This is a genomic window from Oceanospirillum sp. (assembly GCF_048265165.1).
In the GTDB taxonomy this organism is placed as follows: domain Bacteria; phylum Pseudomonadota; class Gammaproteobacteria; order Pseudomonadales; family Halomonadaceae; genus Oceanospirillum.
Map to the genome: position 1 here is coordinate 72,815 of NZ_JBLXCD010000004.1, position 21,177 is coordinate 93,991.

Consider the following 21,177-nt stretch of genomic DNA (forward strand, 5'->3'; position numbering starts at 1 on the left):
CTGAAATTCTGAGTATGGCTGTTTTGCGACACAGAAAGGAGCGAAGCCTGCCAGTCCCGTTATTGGTACTAAATACATGAAATCCGGAACGTCTGGTCTTTATTGTTCGGCGCATCTTCTTCCCCTTAACAGCGCAATTGTTCTTCAGTGTCTAGTTATCGGCATCTTGCGCCATAACTTTGCAGTGTAATACACCTGTCGCCAGTCGGGCACAGACATGATCCCCCTGACTAACATCCTGATAATGACGAACAATATTACCTTTGTCATCCTGAACGATGGCATATCCCCGTGATAAGGTTGCCAAAGGACTGACGGTTTGAAGCCGGTGACTTAACTCTGCCAGTTTATGTTGGCGGCCTTCAAGTTGGTGTTGCCATGCTTTTTGTAAGCTTAGTGATAGCTTATGTAATTGAGATTGCTGACTTTGAATGCCTTTGGCTGGTGCTGCCCGCCATAACCGGTTTTGTAGTTGCTGCAGCTGCTGTTGGTGGTGTCGGGACTGATATTCGTGAGTGCGAAACAGTTGCTGTTTTAGGTTGTTCAGTTGTAGTTGCTGCTGGTGCAGTTCTGTTTTGGGGTGTTTCAGCCGACCCGAGTTTTTATCCAGTTGCTGCTGCTTTCTGGAAAGCTGATTTTTCATACCCTGAATCAGCCGCTGCTCTATATGTGTAAGCTGTTTTTCCTGTTGCTGGAGTCCGCCAAAGCAGCGCTGATAACGGTGCGCCAGATGATCCAGACCTTGTTGATTATTTTGTAGTTGGCGCTCTATCTGACGGTGTAGTGTCGCTTCAGACTGGGATAGCCATTGTTGCCACTGGGTAAGATCGGGACTGACTTGCTCTGCGGCGGCAGATGGCGTCGGAGCCCGGTAGTCTGCGATATAATCGGCAATGGTGATGTCGGTTTCATGGCCAACGGCACTGACGGTAGGGATATAGCTGGCTGAGATCGCCCGGGCGACCCGCTCATCATTAAAAGCCTGTAGATCTTCCAGGCTGCCACCGCCACGACCAATAATAAGCAGGTCACTTTTGCCGTGCAGATGAGCCAGTTCAATGGCCCGGGTGATAGTATCCGGGGCTTCATTGCCCTGAACAGTGGCAGGATAGACAACAATTTCTGCCAGAGGGAAGCGTCGTTTGAGTACAATCAGCATATCCCGAATGGCAGCTCCTGTCGGAGAGGTGATCAGGCCGATGACATCCGGGATTGGAGGCAGAGGCTTTTTGCGGCTGCGGTCGAATAGTCCTTCCTCTTTTAGCTTAAATTTCAGGACTTCAAAAGCCCGGATCAGAGCGCCGCGTCCCTGCTCCTCCATGGTTTCGGCGATCAGCTGAAAATCCCCGCGTCCCTCGTAAAGGCTGACTTTAGCGTGCAGCTGAACTTTATCGCCATTTTTCGGGCGGAATGCTAAAAGGCCTGCCCGGTTGCGAAACATCGCGCAGCGTACCTGACTTTTTTCGTCTTTCAGGCTGAAGTACAAGTGACCGGAACCCGGGGCGCTAAGGTTAGATATTTCACCTTCTACCACGATCAGAGCAAATTGCTTTTCAAGCAGTTGACGGGCTTGCCGGTTCAGCTGACTGACGGTTAATACCTTTCGCCCAGGGATGGCCGGTGCCACTGGTTGCTTAAATATCTCATCCTGCCCATGGGTGAAATTCGCTGGCAGCTGGTCAGGCATTTTTTACTCCGTTTGGCATTTTTTTAGCGATTCATCGTTTCGGTGTTGCTAGTGTTAGTCATTTTTTACAGTGTATGACGGTAAAAGAGAAGAATCCTAGTCTAATAGCGGTTTACCCGGAAAAACAGTTACGATAAAATATTGGGTTATTCTTCTTTCTATCCTCACTCTTCAGCAGGCTCGCGGAATATGTTACGTATTGCTCAAGAAGCACTCACCTTTGATGATGTTTTGCTGGTTCCAGGTTACTCAGACGTCCTCCCGAATGACGTCAGCCTGAAGACACGACTCACCCGTGATATCTCTCTTAATATACCGCTGATCTCTTCAGCGATGGACACCGTAACCGAAGCGCGATTGGCGATTGCCATGGCGCAGGAAGGTGGACTCGGTATTATCCATAAAAACATGACCATTGCTCAGCAGGCTCAGCAAGTGCGTCAGGTTAAGAAACATGAAAGTGTTATCGTTAAAGATCCCGTAACGGTAACACCTTCGACAACCGTCAGTGAATTGCTGGCGCTCACCGAAGACACCCGTTTTTCCGGTATGCCGGTAGTTGAGGGTGATGAGCTGGTGGGTATTGTTACCAGTCGTGATTTCCGCTTCAAACCGAATCTGGATGATGTGGTTGCTAATATCATGACCACGAAAGAGAAGCTGGTAACGGTTAAGCAGGGCACAGCCCTGGATGAGATTAAAGCTAAACTGCACCAGCACCGTATCGAGAAGATTTTGGTTGTAGATGATGAGTTTCATCTGCAGGGTCTGGTAACGGTTAAAGATATCGAGAAAGCCCGTACTTACCCGAGTGCCTGCAAAGATGAAGATGGTCGTCTGCGTGTGGGTGCTGCAGTCGGTACAGGTGCTGAAACCCCTGATCGTGTTACTGCTCTGGTTGAGGCCGGCGTTGATGTGATCGTAGTTGATACCGCCCATGGCCATTCTAAAGGTGTTATCGAACGTGTTCGCTGGGTGAAAGAGAACTTCCCTCAGGTTCAGGTCATCGGTGGCAACATTGCAACAGCTGAAGCGGCCGTTGAACTGGCTGAAGCCGGAGCTGATGCGGTTAAAGTGGGTATTGGCCCAGGCTCTATCTGTACCACCCGTATTGTTGCAGGTGTTGGTGTGCCTCAGATCTCTGCGGTAGCGAATGTTTCTACTGCACTGGAAAAATACGATATTCCTGTTATTGCTGACGGTGGTGTTCGCTTCTCTGGTGATCTGGCTAAAGCGATCGTTGCCGGTGCCAGCGTTGTCATGGTCGGTGGCCTTCTGGCAGGTACTGAAGAAGCACCGGGCGAGATCGAGCTATATCAGGGCCGCTCTTACAAGTCCTACCGTGGTATGGGCTCTATGGGCGCTATGTCACAGGCTCAGGGCTCCAGTGATCGCTATTTCCAGGATAAAGATGCTGGCGTAGAGAAGCTGGTTCCGGAAGGTATTGAAGGTCGTGTGCCTTATAAAGGCTCCATGACGGCTATCGTGCATCAGCTGATGGGCGGTCTGCGCTCGTCTATGGGGTATACCGGTAGTGGTGATATTAAGACCATGCGTACCAAGCCTGAATTTGTGAAGATCACAGGCGCCGGTATGATGGAGTCTCATGTACACGATGTACAGATCACCAAAGAAGCACCGAATTATCGGGTGAGTTGATCTGTTAACCGGTACTGAAAAGTGGGGCATTGCGCCCCACTTTTGATTTAAGGCATGCCTTAAATGTCATGTCGGAATACAGCGTCGGCGCAGGCGCACGAATGATTCCCGGAACAGCACCTGCTGCTGGCCGGACGACCACTTTATACAGGCTGTTCATCCCGGGCAGACCGTTACTTTATTGATGGGTTGGTAAAATAATGAGCCAAGATATTCATGCTCAGAAAGTCCTGATTCTGGATTTCGGATCTCAGTACACGCAGCTTATTGCTCGCCGTGTTCGTGAACTGGGTGTTTACAGTGAAATTCGCGCCTTCGATATGACCGAAGAAGAGATTCGTGAATTTGACCCGAAAGGTATCATTCTGGCTGGTGGCCCTGAGTCCGTCACCGAGCAGGGCTCTCCACGGGCGCCTGAGTGTGTCTTTGGTATGGGCCTGCCGGTTCTGGGTATCTGCTACGGCATGCAGACCATGGCTGAGCAGCTGGGCGGTAAAGTTCAGGGCTCAGATGTGCGTGAGTTTGGTTATGCCCAGGTCAAAATCGAAGCGGATAACGCACTGACCAAAGATGTAAAAGATCATCTGGCTGAAGATGGAAAGGCGCTGCTGGACGTTTGGATGAGTCACGGTGACAAAGTCGTGGCCATGCCGGAAGGTTTTGAGCTGCTGGCTTCTACACCAAGCTGTGCTATTGCTGGCATGTTCCACGCGGAGAAAAATTTCTTCGGTGTGCAGTTCCACCCGGAAGTAACTCACACTCTGCAGGGCGGTCGTCTGCTGGAACACTTCCTGATGGAAGCCTGTGGTTGCGAGGCTCTGTGGACTGCTGCCAACATCATCGAAGACCAGATTGAGCGTGTACGTGCTCAGGTTGGTGACCAGAAAGTTCTGTTGGGCCTATCTGGCGGCGTGGATTCTTCTGTGGTTGCTGCTCTGCTGCATAAAGCGATTGGTGATCAGCTGACGTGCGTATTTGTAGATAACGGCCTGTTGCGTAAGAACGAAGGCGATATGGTCATGGACATGTTCGCTAAGAACATGGGCGTTAAAGTGATTCGAGCCGATGCTGAGGAACTGTTCCTGGGCAAACTGGCGGGTGTTTCTGATCCGGAAGCTAAGCGAAAAGTGATTGGTAACACCTTTATCGAAGTGTTTGATGAAGAAGCCACCAAGCTGAAAGATGTTCACTTTCTGGCACAGGGCACCATCTACCCGGATGTGATCGAGTCTGCTGCTGCTAAAACCGGTAAAGCACACGTGATCAAGTCGCACCACAACGTGGGCGGTTTGCCGGAAGACATGAAGATGGAACTGGTTGAGCCACTGCGCGAACTGTTCAAAGATGAAGTGCGCAAAATCGGTCTGGAACTGGGTCTGCCATACGATATGGTTTACCGTCACCCCTTCCCAGGGCCGGGTCTGGGCGTGCGTATTCTGGGTGAAGTGAAAAAAGAATATGCGGACATCCTGCGTGAAGCGGATGCCATCTTTATCGAAGAGCTGCACAACTTCGACTGGTATCACAAAACCAGTCAGGCGTTTGTCGTCTTCCTGCCGGTTAAATCCGTAGGTGTAGTAGGCGACGGCCGTCGTTACGAGTGGGTTGTCTCACTGCGTGCGGTAGAAACCATCGACTTTATGACTGCACGTTGGGCGCACCTGCCGTACGAGCTGCTGGAGAAGGTTTCCAACCGCATCATCAACGAGATCAGTGGTATCTCCCGCGTGGCTTACGATGTATCCAGCAAGCCACCAGCGACCATTGAGTGGGAATAACTGTTCTTCAGGAATAAGTCCACTTATAGCGTTTGGCTGAAATGAAGAAACCCCTGAAGAAATTCAGGGGTTTTTTTGTTTTTCAGGGGATTGAATGCAAGTTGCGATATGCTGGTATTAGACTCAGGCATATTTTAACATGCCCTGAAAAAGCGAAACCCCGAGAGGGATGAAAATCATCTGTCTCGGGGCTCTATATAGATCGTTGGTGGTGCGTAGTTGATTTTTCAACCAGAGGGACCTCTCCAACTGCTCTGACTAGGATTTTAGTACTTCATGGCTGAAAGTCAACTGCCGTACCCATACCAAAGTTTTACACCGCTTCGAGTAAGCTTGTCTGAAGGTCGGCTAGCGCCTTATCTAAAGAGTGCGGGTTATTCTGAAGAGTACGCTTTTAATCTATACCTCTATAACGCTAGATTATCTAAGGCATTTTTGTTTCCGTTGCATGTTTTGGAAGTGTCTTTGCGGAATCATATGAGTGCTGTTTTTAGCGCAGAGTTTGGTTCAAATTGGCTACATGAATCTGATTTTCAGGCTGTTTTGTCTAAAGATAGTTCTGATGCTCTGGATAAAGGCATCGCACGAGCCAAGTCAGCGAGCTTAGATGATGTGGTGGCAACACTGACATTTGATTTTTGGTCGAATCTTTTCCGTCCGGAGTATGACAGGCCTTTTTGGCAAAAGCATATGGGTGATTTGTTACCCAATGCGGAAAAAACAACACGTAAAGAGTTTCAGAAGATAGTTCGTGATCTGAATAAATTTAGAAACAGAATTGCTCATCATGAGCCTATTCATAAGGAAAATATCTCTGCCCAACACAGTCGGATTCTTAATGTCATTGGTTGGTTTTGCAAGGAGACTGCAGAATGGGTAAAGCACTACTCGACCGTGAATCAGATCTTGCGTACAAGACCTTCTAAGGATGGTGAGCATTCCCCTTTCTTTAAGGATCGATGTGATGCTGATTTTGAGGTCGTTCCGGTCACTATGGCTTTAAATCAGTTGCCTGCGGTAAGATTTTTACTGTGCTGTGATGTTTCCGGTGACTTAATGGCTGTTGTAGAAGCTCAGCATATTGCATCTTATCTTTTATCTTTCCAGGAGGCAGGGGAGCTTGTAGTTGATTTGAGGGAGAAAGCGCTTGGTCAGTTGATAGAAGAGCAGGCGTTGGCTGATAACTTTTCTGTGTGTAGCGGTACTGAAAGCCTGAGTAAAGCTGGTAATGTCCTGAAAAAAAGAACCGCTTATATTGTAGTCAAAGACGAGGCTGTATTGGGTGTTGTAGCTAAGGCGCATCGCCGATACTGATACTTCTGAAAGAATTTTTATCATCGAGGTTGCTCTTATCCTGAACCGCCACACCTTCCTCCTGCTTCACCGCTGGCTTGGCTTATTGCTGATTCTGCCGGTGCTGATGTTATCCCTGACCGGTGGCTTGCTGGTTTATAAACAGGAGTTGGATCAGTGGTTGAATGCTGACCTGATGCTGATTGAGCAGTATGACCTGTATACTCAGCCTCTGTCGGTTGGGCAGTTGCAAAAACGGATTCAAACCGCTTATCCACAAACCCGAATCAGCTGGTTTGACCTGAGCTTTTATAAAGGACCAGGTTATCAACAGGCTCGGCAGAGTGGTGTGCAGCCTGCTGCTGTGTTCTGGATTGCCGGAACACGGGATGACGTTGGTCATTACCATGCTCCAGTCCATAACCAGATCTTTGTGAACCCGTACAGCGGAGAGGTGCTGGGAGGGCGCAAGTGGGGCCAGTTTTCGGTAGAGCAGCCGCTGTTGAACCTGATGCCGTTGATCTACAAACTGCACTATTCGATACTGGCTGGACAGGAGGGGCGGCTGATTCTGGGCTGGCTGACATTGGCTTGGTTGCTGATGATTCCTGTGGGTGTGTATCTGAGCTGGCCACACCACAGCGCTCTCCGGTATTCGAATAAGAGCAAAAAACAATGGCGACAGGATCTGCTGCACTGGCTTAGCTTTTGGAAATATCGAAAAGGGAAAAGCCACTTCCAGAAGGACTTTTTTAACCATCGATGGCTGGGACTGGTGCTAGCGCCGCTGGTGGTTATTTTTCTATTGTCTGGGCTGAGTTATAACTTAAAGCCTGCTTATTACGGGATGTTTGACCCCTTTAATCAGAGGCAGCTGTCCCATAAAGCCATCGAGGCCTCACCTTTGGGGCAGGCGCAGCCGATGAGCCTTGAACTGGCGGTAGCCACGGGGCAGCACCTGACGGAGATGTGGGCGAAAGAGCAAGGCTTTGAACGGCTACAGCCAGTTGGTTTATCTCATTCCGCTTTTAAAGGCACTTATCTGTATCGTAGTTACTCTTCGCTGGATTATTCCGCTGAGAGCGCTAAGACCAGCGTTTGGTTTGATGCGCACAGTGGTAAACTGCTGGCGCGTTTTCAGGCGACAGGGGCGAGTAAAGTGGATGCCATGACCGTTGGTTTTGAGGCGGTGCATAAGTCGGAGCTGGGGTGGTGGAGCAGAATGTTAAGTCTGCTGTTGATGACAGCTTCTGTTTGGCTAACGGTAACGGCGCTTAGAATCTGGCGGTTTAAATATCGGGCAAGGTGGAAAAGTGCCCGTAAAAAAAGCTGGTTGCTAAGTCGACGAAAAGCTAACCCGGTTATTAATTTTCTCCACCGACAATCAGTAAAAGGCGTGCCGTGGCACGCCTTTTATTTTTTGATCAGCCGACGGGATTGTCAGGATTCTGAGTTATCGGAATCTGCTTTTGCCGCAGGCTTTTTCGGAGCTGTTTTTCTTGCTGTTGTTTTTCCTAGTGTCGCTTTGCGAGCTGTGGTTTTCGCTGTAGTTGCTTTGGCAGTGGATGCCGCTTTGCGAGTTTTCGGTTTCGCTGCAGTTGCTTTAGCAGTGGGTGCTTCTTGTGTTATAGCCGCTGTTTTTGTTGCTGCAGATGCAGGCTTTTTCCCATGATAAGCGGGTGGTTCATCCGATAAGAAATCGGTGACAGCTTCCAGAAACTCGCCCAGTAGAGCGTGGCTGACGACAAAAATATGACCAACATTTTTCTCGATAGTACGGTTTAAACCGCCACAGACCATCTGATGGTTTTCTGCTTTTCGGCCCCAGCGTTCGCTGGTCTTACAGGAGCCAACCGGTGCGATAGGGTCCCGTAAGCCAGCGTAATCGAACAGTGCTATATCGGCGTTGTTCAGTGCATCCATATTTACCGGTTTACCGTCCAGCTCCGGCAGCTCTGATGGCAGGCAGTATTGGTTTTCCCATATCTGATTATCCATAAAAATCTTTTGAATCCATTCACGATGAGCGCGTGCAGGAAAGCGTGTGCCGCTGTGTAGCCAGTTCAGGAAGGGGGCTGAGTCTTTGATTGCGCCCGGAAAATGTGCACGGCTGTAAAAGCCTTCCAGCATGGTTTGTTCGACGCCAGGTTGGATGGTGTGCATACCGGATTCAATCGCGTAGGGCGATACATTGCAGTTGCCATAGAAGAGCTGCATGACATCGGCGTCGTAATCCTGACGAATGACATCCCGCATCGGTTTGTGGCCACTGCTTTCATCATCGAACAGGATAGGGGTTGTCATCAATACAACCTGACGGATACAAACATCCTTACCGGTTATCTGAGCTTCTTCAATCCTGCGGGCCAGGTATGGCATAAACAGAGTGCCACCCATGCAGTAAGCCATTACCTCAATATTCTGACCCGGGTGGCGTTCCAGAATCAGATCCAGGTACTTGTCGTGAACGGTTTTGCCATAGAAGTCCAGACCAAGCTGAGACTGATCTGCTTCCGGGTTGCCGTAATCCACCAGATAAAGATCGTAGCCCAGTTGCAACATACCCTCGATCACCGACTTTTCAGGTGCCAGATCAAACAGCTCGCAGCGGTTGATCATGGGGCTGGCCATGTACAGGGTTTTGCCGTTGGCTTTTACGCCCGCTGGGCGTGGATAGTGGCGTAGTCTAACGGAGTAAAGTTCAGAACCGGCGATGGTTTCCCATTGGCAGGCCCCCAGTTTTGAATAGGGAGAGTTGAGAGCAAAGTTACGCAGGTCAAAAGCATTATATTTCAGCAGCTCCAGAAGACGTTGAGTGCAAGCCTTCAGGTAGTCCTCATCACTATCCCGCCATTGGCCTTCGGCATTTTTCTTACGATAGGGCTGATTTTCATCGGCGCTAAAAGTCTGCCCCGTAATAACCTGAAACAGAGAGCGCAGCAGATTTTTCATGGCGGTCAGATGAGTTTGGCCCCGGCTATAGTATTGCCACTCCAGCAGGCGAAAATTATTGAGCTGTGTCATCAGCCAGACTTGACCCTGAAGGGTTTTACAGGCCCATGAACAAGTCTCTTTGTTAAAACTAAGCTCGCCATCAGCCTCTTTTGTGAAATGGGTCACCAATATTTTTAGCTGCTCGGCATAGGCAGAGTCCAGCTGCTGGTCGGCGCGGGTGATCATATCCGGTGATTCATCCTTGGCAACAGAGTCTTCTGTTGCCTGAATCAGAGGCTGTGCCCAGCCAGTAAATAATGAAGATGGCACACCGTAGAGGCGGAACGCTTCACTCTGGAGATGAGAGACCTGAAGCATCTGCTTCAACATTAGGCCGTTCATCTCGCTTATCCAGTGTTTAGTGCCGCGAAGATGAGAAGGGTTGTCTGCACTACTGGTCATCAGCAGAGTTTCCAGTGCATCTGCGGTTAATGGCAAGGAGCTGTTGAATGAGCCGGCAGAAAACCACTCGCTGAATGAGGGGGCTACTGATTGAAATCCGTTATCTGATATAAGCTTGTTGAGCGTGGCAAACATAGAATCCTTCTCCTGGTTATAGGCCGCTTTGCATAGGTTGTTTAATCTTCAAATGTCTGGGCTGCAGCCTCTAGCCGATCCTGATGGTGTTTGTGGGGTACTTTATCGGCTAATAATTTTTGATGCAGGTTCTGAAGATGAGCTTTCTTAGCGTTGTTATCACCGGAAAGTGCGCTGATCTGGTCGTTAATGGCCCAAACGCGGATTTTTTTAATCAGTATGATATGAAAAACGATACCGCTGATTGATACGATAAAAATAATCAGCAGTTGTAACCACAGAGGCATGCCGGGATCTCCGATAATGTCGAATTGATGGTTGAGCATCAGTAAACCGAGTGTACGGCTCATTCTTTACAGCTTCTATTCTAGCCTGTCAGGGTTTTATTCCAATCCCTGCATGTAAGTTGACTGCTTCTCTGTTTTCTAGGGGAGGCCTGTTTAGATAATGGGCTGTCACACGTTTACTTACATTTCTTTACTGTTTTTGTTCGCCCTCTGTTTTTTCTGACATATTCCTGACACCTTAAAACGCGAAAATCCCATCTATTTGGTATATACCAGTTTGAGGGTTGGAATGTGCGTTATTCAATTAAAAATCAGCTGATTCTAGGGCTGGGGTTGTTATTACTTTTGGTGTTGGGTGCTCAACTCCTGGTAGGTCTGCACTATAGTGATCGCTCCAGACAGCTGCTGGCAGACGAAGCGGGTAAGTTACTGAGCCATGAAGCCATGATTCGTTTGGAGCAAAGAGCTACCCTGGAGGCAGGTCAGATTCAGCAATTACTGGATCGGGCTTATCAGGTTACCCATGGACTGGCGATGACCGCCGGACAACTGAAGCCGGAGCTGGCATGGGAAGACCCGGCATTACAGCTTGAGCGGGAGCAGTTTATTGGTGTCCTGCGAGGTTCTCTGCTGGCTCATAAGGAGTTTCTGACGCTCTATACCGCATGGGAGGCAGATGCGTTTGATGATGCAGATGACGATAATCTGCTGAATCGCCTGACAGGCTCAACTGAAGATGGCCGGTTTGCGCCTTTGTTAAGTCGTAGTGAGAGCGGCCATATTGAGATGACACCATTAAGAGCGCATGAAAGTCAGGAGCACTTTGCTGACGGTACACGGAAAGCAGAGTTTTATCTCTGTCCAAAAGAGCAGCGGACAGCCTGCCTTCTGGAGCCTCAGCGTTTTCAGGTTCAGGGGCAGGATCGGCTGCTGACCTCGGTCGTTGTGCCCGTTATGCATAAAGAGCGCTTTCTGGGCATGGTGGGTGCTGACCTCTCCCTGGGCTTTATTCAGCAGCAGGCTCAAAGTATCAGTCAGAGTCTTTATCAGGGGCAGGCACAGGTACGGATTTTGAGTCGAAAGGGTATCGTTTTGGGTGATAGCCATCGGCCAAATGAAGTAGGCAACCCTCTGAAGGCTGCGCCTGAAAGTGATCAGAAGGATTCTGATTTTCTCAATGCAGATGTGCCTATTCGGCTGCAAGGAGTTACCCGTAGTGGCTGGATCTTGCAGATTAGGGTGCCTAAAGTGATTGTGTTGGAGCCTCTGGTGCACTTGCAGACGCGGTTTGCCGAAGTACAAAAAGAATCCAGCCTGATGCAACTGGTGCTTGGGCCCGTGCTGGCACTGCTGACACTGTTGTTGGCGGCCTGGCTCATTCACTGTCGTTTAGCACCTTTAAGCCAGGTTCAGGCGATGCTGAAAGAGGTGGCCCAAGGTGGTGGTGACTTGACTCGTCGACTTAATGTCAGTCGTGAGGATGAGGTGGGTCGTGTAGCCGGTTATTTTAATCAGTTTGTCGGTCAGCTTCAGGCTCTGGTCGATAGTGTGCAACGCTCGGGTCAGCAGGTGCAAGGGGCTGCACAGCAGGGAGCTTCTCTGTCTGAACAGATGAATACTCAACTGGTATCTCAGCAACAACAGGTCAGTCAGATCTCTGCTTCAGTGGAGCAGCTGTCTCAATCCTCTCATCTGATCGCCGATAGTATGGAGCAACTGACCCTCGATGCAGGTCACGCTAATGCTCAGGTTTCTCAGGCGCAGGAGGTGATGTATAACGTTGGCCATGAACTGGAGTCGATGAATGGTGAGATTCATCAGGCTTGTACAGAATCAGCCCAGCTATCAGAGCATGGCAACCAAATTCATCAGATTCTGGAAACGATCCGGGCTATCGCTGAACAAACTAATCTGCTGGCGTTGAATGCGGCTATTGAGGCAGCCAGAGCTGGAGAACAGGGGCGTGGTTTTGCTGTTGTAGCGGATGAAGTTCGTATGCTGGCACAGAAAACCCAGACGGCTACCGGTGAAATTGATGGTGTTATTGAAAGGCTGCTCGGCAGCATTGAGTTGATTGTCGCTTCCAGTCAGCGCAGTGGTCATCGCAGTGAATCGGTGTTGAGACAGTCTCAGCACACCCAGGAGGTCCTGAATAAGGTGGTGACAGGAATTGTTCAGATTGATCGTCGCTGCCAGCAAGTGTTTCTTGCTGTCGATGAACAGCAGCAGGCTGCGGATCATCTGGTGGGAGCCGTCAATCATGTAAACGAAATGGCCGCTCAGTTGCTGGATGGTGCTGATAGTAACCGGGAGGAGAGTCGTCAATTAAAAGCTCTGGCCTCAGACCTGAATGAAAAGACCTGTCGCTTTGTCGTATAAAGGTGTTTTTTGCTTTGTATGACCTTGTCTGAGCTTTACCTGTTGTACTGGCAGAAAGCCCATCCGTTTGAGATGGGCTTTGTTTTTTTACCTCTTCTGGCACTTCTTGTTGAAAACGATTCTCAATAACTTGCTGCTAACGTCGTTAAAACCCTAATCAAAAGCCGGTTAATCGCGGTTATCTTGCAAAACACAGTAAAAAACTCGGGTATAAGGGTTTTGTTCAAAGTTAAATGGGACTAAAATAGTCCACTATGACGATGAAGGTAGAATCATGCTGAAACTGAGCAAAATGACCGATTACGCGGCGGTGCTGATGGCTCATATCGCCCGCACACCGGATCAGCTGTTTACCGCCACCGATATTGCGGAACAGGTACAGATTCCAAAGCCAACGGTGAGTAAGGCGCTTAAGATGCTGCAGAAGAGCGGCCTGCTGGTCTCTCATCGTGGTGCTCAGGGTGGTTACGGGTTATCCCGTCCACCAAAACAGATTACGGCCAGCGATATTCTGGTTGCCATTGAAGGCCCCTTCGCAATGACAGATTGCAGTCAGGAGGACGCTCTGTGTGATCTGCAGGATACCTGTGGCGTAGCGGATAACTGGCAACGGGTCAGCTTAGCCATGCATCAGCTGTTGCAGAGCATCACACTGGTTCAGCTGGCTCAGAAAGAGCCTCTGCAGCTGCAGTGGATGTCCGGTAATGATATCTACACCGTAGGTACAGAGATACCCGCAGCACAGCAGACCAATAAAGACAGCGTCAGTGCCGAGATTCCTCTCGTGGCGCTGACGACAGAATAAGATCCTTCGGCAACAGCTGCAGGATCAGAAGAACCGAATTAGCTTCCGACAAAACCTGTAACCGGGTGAGGAGAGACCAATGGCAAGTCAAGAGATGGAGCAGCTTGTACGTCGCGAGTACAAGCAAGGCTTTGTAACCGATATCGAGTCAGATACTGCGCCTCCCGGCCTGAATGAAGATGTGATCCGCTTTATTTCTGCGAAAAAAGAAGAGCCGCAATGGATGCTGGATTGGCGTCTGGCTGCTTTTGAGCAGTGGAAGACGATGGCGGAACCTGATTGGGCTCATGTGGATTTTCCTCAGGTCGATTTTCAGGCGGTATCCTATTACTCGGCACCAAAGTCCTCCGAAGATCGTCCGAAAAGCCTGGATGAAGTTGACCCTAAGCTGTTGGAAACATACGAGAAGCTGGGTATTCCTCTGCATGAACGCGCGGCCCTTGCCGGTGTAGCGATGGATATGGTGTTTGACTCTGTATCGGTCACAACCACCTTTAAAGAGCAGCTGGGAGAGGCGGGTGTTATCTTCTGCTCCATCTCGGAAGCGATCCGTGAGTACCCTGATCTGATTAAGCAGTATTTGGGCTCTGTTGTGCCGGTGGCGGATAACTTTTATACCGCGTTGAATTCTGCCGTTTTCTCCGATGGCTCCTTTGTCTTTGTCCCTAAGGGCGTGACCTGTCCTATGGAGTTGTCTACCTATTTCCGTATTAACGCCGAAAATACCGGCCAGTTTGAGCGTACGCTTATTATCTGTGAAGACGACGCTCAGGTCTCTTATCTTGAAGGTTGTACCGCGCCGATGCGTGATGAGAACCAGCTGCACGCCGCTGTGGTAGAACTGGTGGCACTGGAAAATGCCGATATTAAATATTCCACGGTGCAAAACTGGTATCCCGGTGATGAAGAGGGTAAAGGCGGTATCTACAACTTTGTCACCAAGCGTGGCGAATGCCGTGGCGATAACTCTAAAATCAGCTGGACTCAGGTAGAAACCGGTTCTGCCGTGACCTGGAAATATCCAAGCTGTGTGCTGAAAGGTAAGAACTCCGTCGGTGAGTTCTACTCTGTTGCAGTAACCAATAATATGCAGCAAGCCGATACCGGCACCAAGATGATTCATATTGGTGAGGGCACGCGCTCGACCATTATCTCCAAAGGTATTTCCGCCGGTCGTTCCGATCAGTCCTATCGTGGTCTGGTGAAGATTCTGCCTGGCGCTAAAGGTGCCCGTAACTTTACACAGTGTGATTCTCTGCTGATCGGTGATCAGTGTGGTGCCCACACCTTCCCATATCAGGAAATCGGTAACAGCACGGCGCAGGTTGAGCACGAAGCGACCACCTCTAAGATCGGTGAAGATCAGCTGTTCTACTGCCGTCAGCGCGGCATCTCCGAAGAAGATGCGGTGAATATGATTGTGAACGGCTTCTGTAAAGACGTTTTTAAAGAGCTGCCGATGGAGTTTGCGGTAGAGGCGGAAGCCCTGCTGAACGTCAGCCTTGAAGGCGCGGTTGGTTAAAAGCAGATACATAGCAGCCCGCTCAGGCGACAAACCGAGAGGGGCGATTTAGATCGGGGCTGAAGCCTCACCGGGTTCCCTGTTGCTGATTGCCAAAACATCCTGTTTTGCAGCAATCAGATTTCGCCATCCATGGCTACGTTGCAACAGGAAACACCGGCAGGCTTTATTAGCACCATAGCCAATAGCCAGCTCCAAAATTAGCCAGCTCAACAGAAAAAGAATTCAGATTTGATGGTGCAGCCGAAGCAGGCCGCCATCCACAGAAAAGGTTAAAACCACATGTTAGAAGTTAAAGACCTGCGCGTTAGTGTTGAAGATAAAGAGATTCTAAAAGGCCTGAACCTGACCATTAATCCCGGTGAAGTTCACGCTATTATGGGCCCGAACGGTGCCGGTAAATCCACTCTGTCAGCAGTTATCGCAGGTCGTGACGGTTATGAAGTGACCGGCGGCAGCATCACCTTTGAAGGTGAAGATGTGCTGGAGATGGAAATTGAAGACCGCGCCCGCGCGGGCTTGCTGCTGGGCTTCCAGTATCCGGTTGAGATTCCGGGGGTTAAAAACGTATATCTGCTGAAAGCGGCGCTGAACGCCAAGCGCGAGCACCTGGGTCTGCCAGAGATTGAAGCCCCTGAATTTATGAAGCTGGTCCGTGAAAAACTGCAGTTTATGAAGATGGATAGCAGCTTCCTGCACCGCTCGGTAAACGAAGGCTTCTCCGGTGGTGAGAAGAAGCGCAACGAGATTCTGCAGATGCTGATTCTTGAGCCGAAGTTGGCCCTGTTAGATGAGATCGATTCGGGTCTTGATATCGATGCACTGAAAGTGGTGTCTGAAGGGGTCAACAGCCTGCGTGATGCCGGACGCTCTATTGTGATGGTTACCCACTACCAGCGCCTGCTGGACTACATCGTGCCGGATCATATCCACGTATTGTCCGATGGTAAGATTATTAAATCCGGTGATAAGTCACTGGCCCTGGAACTGGAAAAACACGGTTACGATTGGGTAATCGAGGAGGCGGCTCAATGAGTTTGGCCGAATTTACCGATCAGTGGCTGAGCGCGGTAACCCCGCAGATCAGCGAAGGTCCGGGTTGGTTAACCGACCTGCGACAGGGTGCTGTTGAACAGTTTGCGGTGCTGGGTTTGCCCCATGCCCGTCTGGAAAACTGGAAATACACCGATGTTAAAGCACTGGCTAAGCGTCAGTTCTCACTGCCAAACGAGCAGGCAGATGCTGCAGCCTTAATAAAAGAGAGCAGTTTGGGACTGGATGGGATTCGACTGGTCTTTATCGACGGCATTTTCTCTGAAAAAGCATCCACGCTTAATAGTCTGCCGCAAGGTGTTCAGGTGCTGCCACTGGCGAAAAATGCCAATGCCGCTAAACCGGTTCTGGGTCAGACGGCTGCGGCGAATTTCAGCGGTTTTACGGCACTGAATCTTGCGGGGTGGCAGGATGGTGTACTGATTGATCTGGCAGCAAACGCTGTTTTGGAACAGCCGGTTTACCTGCAGTTTGTCGCCACCGCACAGGAAAACCCGGTATTGGTACAGCCGCGCATTCTGATCAAAGCGGGTACTCACGCTCAGGGAACCATTGTTGAGCATTACGCAGGTGCTGATGAAGCGGCCAATCTGACGAATGTCGTGACGGAAGTGGATCTGGCGGATGGTGCCAATATTACCCACTACAAGCTGCAGCAGGAAAGCAGTAAGCAGTATCACATTGCCAGCATGCATATTGATCAGAAGCGTGACAGCCGCTTTACCTCACATAATGTGTGTCTGGGTGGCAAACTGGCCCGTCAGGATATTCAGGTAGAGCTGAGTGGCGAAGGTGCCGAAGTGAATCTGAACGGTCTGTATCTGGGTAATGGTCGTCAGCATCTGGATAACCACACGCTGGTTAACCATAATGCGCCGCACACCAACAGCAACGAAGATTACAAAGGCATTCTGAACGACCGCTCCCGTGGTGTGTTCAATGGCCGTGCTGTTGTGCATAAAGATGCCCAGAAGATTGAAGCCCATCAGTCCAATGCCAACCTGCTGTTGTCGGATAAAGCGGAAATTGACACTAAACCAGAGCTGGAAATCTACGCCGATGATGTAAAGTGCTCCCACGGCAGCACCACAGGTCAGCTGGATGAGAACGCACTGTTCGCATTGCGCTCCCGTGGTCTGGGTGAAGAGATGGCTCGTGGCCTGCTGACGCTGGCCTTTGCCAACGAGGTGATTGACCGTATTGAAATTCCGGCGGTTCATGACCGCCTTGAAGACGCGGTAGCCGGTCGTCTGCCTGAGAAGTTCAACCTGAAAGGCCTCGTGTAAACGGGGCTGGCGCGATTGAGGGAATGCCTGAGATGAATGCTCCTGTAAAAGCTCACGTAGCGGGAATCGACATGAATGAGGCCGAATTGGCCGCTTACATGCTGGAACTGCGCCAAGAGTTTCCGATTCTTAAGCGTACGGTTCATGGTAAGCCGTTGGTTTATTTCGATAACGGCGCTACGGTGCAGAAGCCGGAAGCGGTGATCGAAAGCATGAACGCTTACTACCGAGAGCTGAACTCTAACATTCACCGTGGTGTACACTTCCTGTCCGGTGAAGCCACCGATGCTTATGAGCAGGCTCGCGAGAAGGTGCGTCAGTTTATTAACGCGCGCTCCTCAAAAGAGGTGATCTTTGTTCGCGGCACGACGGAAGGTATTAATCTGGTAGCCAACACCTTTGGTCGTCAGCTGGAAGCCGGTGATGAAGTGATTGTCTCCATGATGGAGCACCACGCGAACATCGTGCCCTGGCAGATTCTGCGGGACCAGCTGGGCATTGTGCTGAAGGTGGCTCCGGTGAATGAAGATGGCGAGCTGGATATGGCGGCACTGAACGCCATGATCAGTGCAAAAACCAAGCTGATCTCGGTGACCCATGTTTCCAACGCACTGGGTACGATCAACCCGGTGAAACAGATTGTCGATCTGGCGCATCTGCATGAAATTCCGGTACTACTGGATGGTGCTCAGGCGGTACCGCATCTGAAGGTAGATGTGCAGGAACTGGATTGTGATTTCTATGCCTTCTCAGCTCATAAGATGTATGGCCCGACCGGTATCGGCGTACTGTACGGCAAAGAAACGCTGTTAGACGCAATGCCGGTCTGGCAGGGCGGTGGCGATATGATCGACCATGTCAGCTTTGAAAAAACCACCTATGCGGGGCTGCCGCACAAGTTTGAAGCAGGTACACCCGCCATCGCGGAAGGGATCGGCTTGGGCGTTGCCTGTGACTGGCTGATGCAGGCGGATCTGGATAAAGTTGCCGCCTGGGAAGAAGTTCTGCTGAACTACGCCACCGAGCAGATGCAGCAGATTCCCGGTATGCGTATTCTTGGTAACGCTGAGCATAAGGCCGGTGTGATCTCCTTTGTGATTGATGGGGTTCACGCTCAGGATATCGGCGTGCTGATTGACCAGTTGGGTGTTGCCATCCGTACCGGCCACCACTGTGCGATGCCGGTACTGCACCACTTTGGTGTCGATGCGACGGCAAGAGCTTCTTTTGCTCTGTACAACACCAAAGAGGAAGTGGATATCTTTATTGCGGCGCTGAACCGTGCCTGTGATATGTTGCGCTAGGCCAGATTCTTAAGGTCAGGTCTGGCCAAACCGGAACCGGAAAAATAAAGCGCCATGAAAAAAGACGATAAAATTATTCTTAGCCGGGATGTGGATGCGATTTCCATTCCCTTTGGCAAAACGGTCACTCTGCCAGCAGGTGGTGAAGTGACGGTGATGCAGGCTAAAGGCGGTAGTGTCAGTGTTGGCTTTGAAAGCCGCCTTTACCTGATCGAAAGCTATAACCTTGACGCCCTTGGTGGTGAAGCAAAAGAGCGCCCGACACTGCCCGAAAATGCCACAGCAGAAGAGCTGGAAGCTTTTGTCTGGGAGCAGCTGCGCACCTGTTATGACCCGGAAATTCCGGTCAATATTGTTGATTTGGGTTTGGTCTATGGCTGCCGGATCGATAAACTGCTCACTGGTGAAACGGTAGTGATTATCAAGATGACCCTGACAGCACCGGGTTGCGGTATGGGGGATGTGATTGCCGAAGACGCCCGCCGTAAAATTTTGGGTGCGCCTCAGATATCCAAGGTACTGACGGAGATCGTCTTTAACCCGCCCTGGAATCGCGACATGATGAGCGAAGATGCCAAGCTTGCCACAGGTATGTTCTGATCAGGCTGGTTCTGCGTGGTAGCCTTCCTCCTGTAGGTCGATCATTATGACAACAGACTTGAAAGCCTTACCCGATATTATTGAGCGCCTTTTCGCTGGCCGTATCCGGCTTGCTTATCTGTTTGGTTCTTTTGCTTCTGGTCGTGCCGGTGAGCATGGTGATCTGGATCTGGCGATTCTGCCGTCTCAGCCGGTTTCTGATGAAGATAATAGCCGTACATGATTACCAGAACCTGAATATCGAGATTGTAATTTCCGTTCTGGATAAACACTTGAATGACTTTACCCGGCTGGCGCAGATTGTGTTGGCTGAAGACTGAACCGGAAGGAAAGCAATAACATGGGTTGGATTAAGGTAGATGCTGCTGCCGCCATCGCTGATGGTGAATATCAGTTAGTGACCACAGAGGATGATATTGAGCTATTGGTAGCGAATGTGGATGGTGAGTTTCATGCCGTAGAGAACGTCTGCAGCCACGATGGCGGCTCTCTGGAAGGAGGCTGTATTGAGGATGGTGAAATTGTTTGTCCCCGTCACGGTGCCCGTTTCTGCCTGCGCTCCGGTGAAGTAACAGCACCGCCTGCATACGAAGATATTGATGTTTATCCGGTGCGCATCGTTGAGGGTGTCGTTGAGGTGGCCGACGAACCGGAAGACTAACTTAGGGTTTTTTTAAGGCTGGAAGCCGTCATCTCCAGCCTCTGCTTACTCTTTACTCATCTCACCAACAACGGTATCAGCCCAGTTCATGGCATTCATAAAGCAGTCATTTACCTCTGGCCGATACCAGTCAGAAGCTTCCATCGCATCCCAGTCACCCTGCTCATAGGCAATCACCAGCTGTAGTATCTCACCGGGAATGCCCTTTCCTTGTAGGCCGTCAGCGATGGCAGGCTCGAGCCTCAGCATATTTGCCATTTCTTCGGCTTCCATACCCAGTGCCAGGTGCAGATTGGAGAGTACACCTACGGTGAAGCAGCATTGAATCTGATCTAACTCGTAAAAATGTGCCAGCTCTTCGCAGGCTTTTGCCCGAACCAGAATTCCCGGTAGTTGAGAGCTGGTACGGTAGGGGCTTTTACTCCACAGTAGCAGACTTACCATAGAGCGCAGACGCTCCTGGCCCAGAAGAACAATAGCCTGATGGATACTTCTGATCTCTTTCTTGAACATATAACCTGCAGAGTTAATGTGGCGCAGCAGGCGATAAGTCATACCAGGGTCTTTGACAATGGTGTCCACCAGTTGATTAACATCCATATCGTCTTTGTAGAGTTCATGAAGAAGCTCAAGCAATACTTTCTGGCTGCTGTTGGCCTGATGTCCTTTAAAAACCTGAGGTCGGGAGAGAAAGTAGCCCTGGAAATAATCGAAGCCCATGGCTTCCAGGTTGCGATATTCCTGCCAGTTTTCGATTTTTTCAGCCACCAGTTTTACCGGATAAGGCTTCAGAGCCTTGACCGTTTCCTTCAGTTCTTTCTGGCTATACTGATGGGTATCCAGCTTGATCCATTGAGCGCATGGAATTAGCGCCATGTTTTCCTCTGTCAGCACAAAGTCGTCCAGCGCAATGGTATAACCTTTATTGCGCAGGCGGTTGAGTGACTCTATCACCTGTTTTGTCGGCCGCACCTGTTCCAGAACTTCCAGTACAATTTGGCTGGTTACGGTGGGGAAGAGTTCATCCTGCTCCAACCAGAGCTGGGGTATGTTCAGGGATACAGGAAGACCAGAGCCTAACTGACCGACTCCAAGATCCAGTAGTGCTGTTGAGTAAACCCGGGCGCTGGCCTGCAGATGATCCTGAATGTCAGCATGGGTTGCTGTTTTACTCCGGCGGTAGAGTAACTCATAGCCAATGAGGTTCAGTTCCCGATCAGCTATCGCCTGACGGGCCAGAAAAAATACGTCATCAGCATGGTTTAATTCAGACACTGAGGTCTCCTGATAGTGGTCGAATATCAAGCAATGATGCCGGAAAACTGAAATGTC

16 protein-coding genes and 1 pseudogene are annotated in these 21,177 nt (G+C 50.2%); 13 read left to right on the forward strand and 4 right to left on the reverse strand.

Translation table 11 applies throughout. The features are described 5' to 3' along the window. Positions 1-151 precede the first annotated feature (151 nt). Positions 152-1,687 (reverse strand): exodeoxyribonuclease VII large subunit, encoded by a 1,536-nt coding sequence (gene xseA, locus ACN0R8_RS09930; RefSeq protein ID WP_417596943.1) that lies wholly within the window; start codon positions 1,685-1,687, stop codon positions 152-154. A gap of 189 nt (positions 1,688-1,876) precedes the next feature. On the opposite strand from xseA, the gene guaB reads away from it, so the two are divergent. The 4 genes and pseudogenes from guaB to ACN0R8_RS09950 all read left to right on the forward strand — a co-directional run. Next, positions 1,877-3,346, forward strand: a complete 1,470-nt coding sequence (gene guaB, locus ACN0R8_RS09935) for an IMP dehydrogenase (protein ID WP_417596945.1) — start codon at positions 1,877-1,879, stop codon at positions 3,344-3,346. A 200-nt stretch (positions 3,347-3,546) separates the two neighbouring features. Beyond that, complete coding sequence (gene guaA / locus ACN0R8_RS09940; RefSeq protein WP_417596947.1) at positions 3,547-5,124, forward strand: glutamine-hydrolyzing GMP synthase; 1,578 nt, start codon at positions 3,547-3,549, stop codon at positions 5,122-5,124. Positions 5,125-5,400: 276 nt separating this feature from the next. After that, positions 5,401-6,438 carry an Abi family protein gene (locus tag ACN0R8_RS09945; protein WP_417596949.1) on the forward strand — a complete coding sequence of 346 codons (1,038 nt, stop codon included), beginning with the start codon at positions 5,401-5,403 and terminating at the stop codon, positions 6,436-6,438. 61 nt (positions 6,439-6,499) lie between these two features. Next, positions 6,500-7,693: pseudogene (locus ACN0R8_RS09950) on the forward strand (PepSY-associated TM helix domain-containing protein); the annotation flags it as partial. Positions 7,694-7,857: 164 nt separating this feature from the next. Here ACN0R8_RS09950 and ACN0R8_RS09955 read toward each other — a convergent pair. Further along, positions 7,858-9,948, reverse strand: a complete 2,091-nt coding sequence (locus ACN0R8_RS09955) for a hypothetical protein (protein ID WP_417596951.1) — start codon at positions 9,946-9,948, stop codon at positions 7,858-7,860. Between the two features lie 41 nt (positions 9,949-9,989). Then, a complete protein-coding gene (locus ACN0R8_RS09960) occupies positions 9,990-10,298 on the reverse strand; it encodes a hypothetical protein (RefSeq protein WP_417596953.1) in 309 nt (102 codons plus the stop codon). A gap of 228 nt (positions 10,299-10,526) precedes the next feature. Here ACN0R8_RS09960 and ACN0R8_RS09965 point away from each other — a divergent pair, with 228 nt between their 5' ends. From ACN0R8_RS09965 to ACN0R8_RS10005, 9 genes are all read left to right on the forward strand, one after another. Further along, positions 10,527-12,614 (forward strand): methyl-accepting chemotaxis protein, encoded by a 2,088-nt coding sequence (locus ACN0R8_RS09965; RefSeq protein ID WP_417596955.1) that lies wholly within the window; start codon positions 10,527-10,529, stop codon positions 12,612-12,614. Between the two features lie 274 nt (positions 12,615-12,888). Beyond that, the gene (locus tag ACN0R8_RS09970; RefSeq protein WP_417596957.1) at positions 12,889-13,419 is read left to right on the forward strand and encodes an SUF system Fe-S cluster assembly regulator; all 531 of its coding nucleotides are present in this window, start codon (positions 12,889-12,891) and stop codon (positions 13,417-13,419) included. A 79-nt stretch (positions 13,420-13,498) separates the two neighbouring features. Continuing rightward, positions 13,499-14,941 carry a Fe-S cluster assembly protein SufB gene (sufB, locus tag ACN0R8_RS09975; RefSeq protein ID WP_417596959.1) on the forward strand — a complete coding sequence of 481 codons (1,443 nt, stop codon included), beginning with the start codon at positions 13,499-13,501 and terminating at the stop codon, positions 14,939-14,941. Between the two features lie 282 nt (positions 14,942-15,223). Next, positions 15,224-15,976, forward strand: coding sequence for a Fe-S cluster assembly ATPase SufC (gene sufC, locus ACN0R8_RS09980; protein WP_417596961.1), 753 nt, complete (start codon positions 15,224-15,226; stop codon positions 15,974-15,976). Next, a complete protein-coding gene (gene sufD / locus ACN0R8_RS09985) occupies positions 15,973-17,280 on the forward strand; it encodes a Fe-S cluster assembly protein SufD (protein WP_417596963.1) in 1,308 nt (435 codons plus the stop codon). Before sufC ends, sufD begins: the two co-directional genes overlap by 4 nt. A gap of 71 nt (positions 17,281-17,351) precedes the next feature. Then, complete coding sequence (locus ACN0R8_RS09990; protein WP_417597274.1) at positions 17,352-18,584, forward strand: SufS family cysteine desulfurase; 1,233 nt, start codon at positions 17,352-17,354, stop codon at positions 18,582-18,584. Positions 18,585-18,638: 54 nt separating this feature from the next. Next, positions 18,639-19,184, forward strand: coding sequence for a putative Fe-S cluster assembly protein SufT (gene sufT / locus ACN0R8_RS09995; protein ID WP_417596965.1), 546 nt, complete (start codon positions 18,639-18,641; stop codon positions 19,182-19,184). A gap of 46 nt (positions 19,185-19,230) precedes the next feature. Then, positions 19,231-19,407 carry a nucleotidyltransferase domain-containing protein gene (locus tag ACN0R8_RS10000; protein WP_417596968.1) on the forward strand — a complete coding sequence of 59 codons (177 nt, stop codon included), beginning with the start codon at positions 19,231-19,233 and terminating at the stop codon, positions 19,405-19,407. Between the two features lie 117 nt (positions 19,408-19,524). Then, the gene (locus ACN0R8_RS10005; protein ID WP_417596970.1) at positions 19,525-19,845 is read left to right on the forward strand and encodes a Rieske (2Fe-2S) protein; all 321 of its coding nucleotides are present in this window, start codon (positions 19,525-19,527) and stop codon (positions 19,843-19,845) included. A gap of 45 nt (positions 19,846-19,890) precedes the next feature. Here ACN0R8_RS10005 and ACN0R8_RS10010 read toward each other — a convergent pair whose 3' ends face one another. Further along, positions 19,891-21,120 (reverse strand): EAL and HDOD domain-containing protein, encoded by a 1,230-nt coding sequence (locus ACN0R8_RS10010; protein WP_417596972.1) that lies wholly within the window; start codon positions 21,118-21,120, stop codon positions 19,891-19,893. Positions 21,121-21,177: the final 57 nt, after the last annotated feature.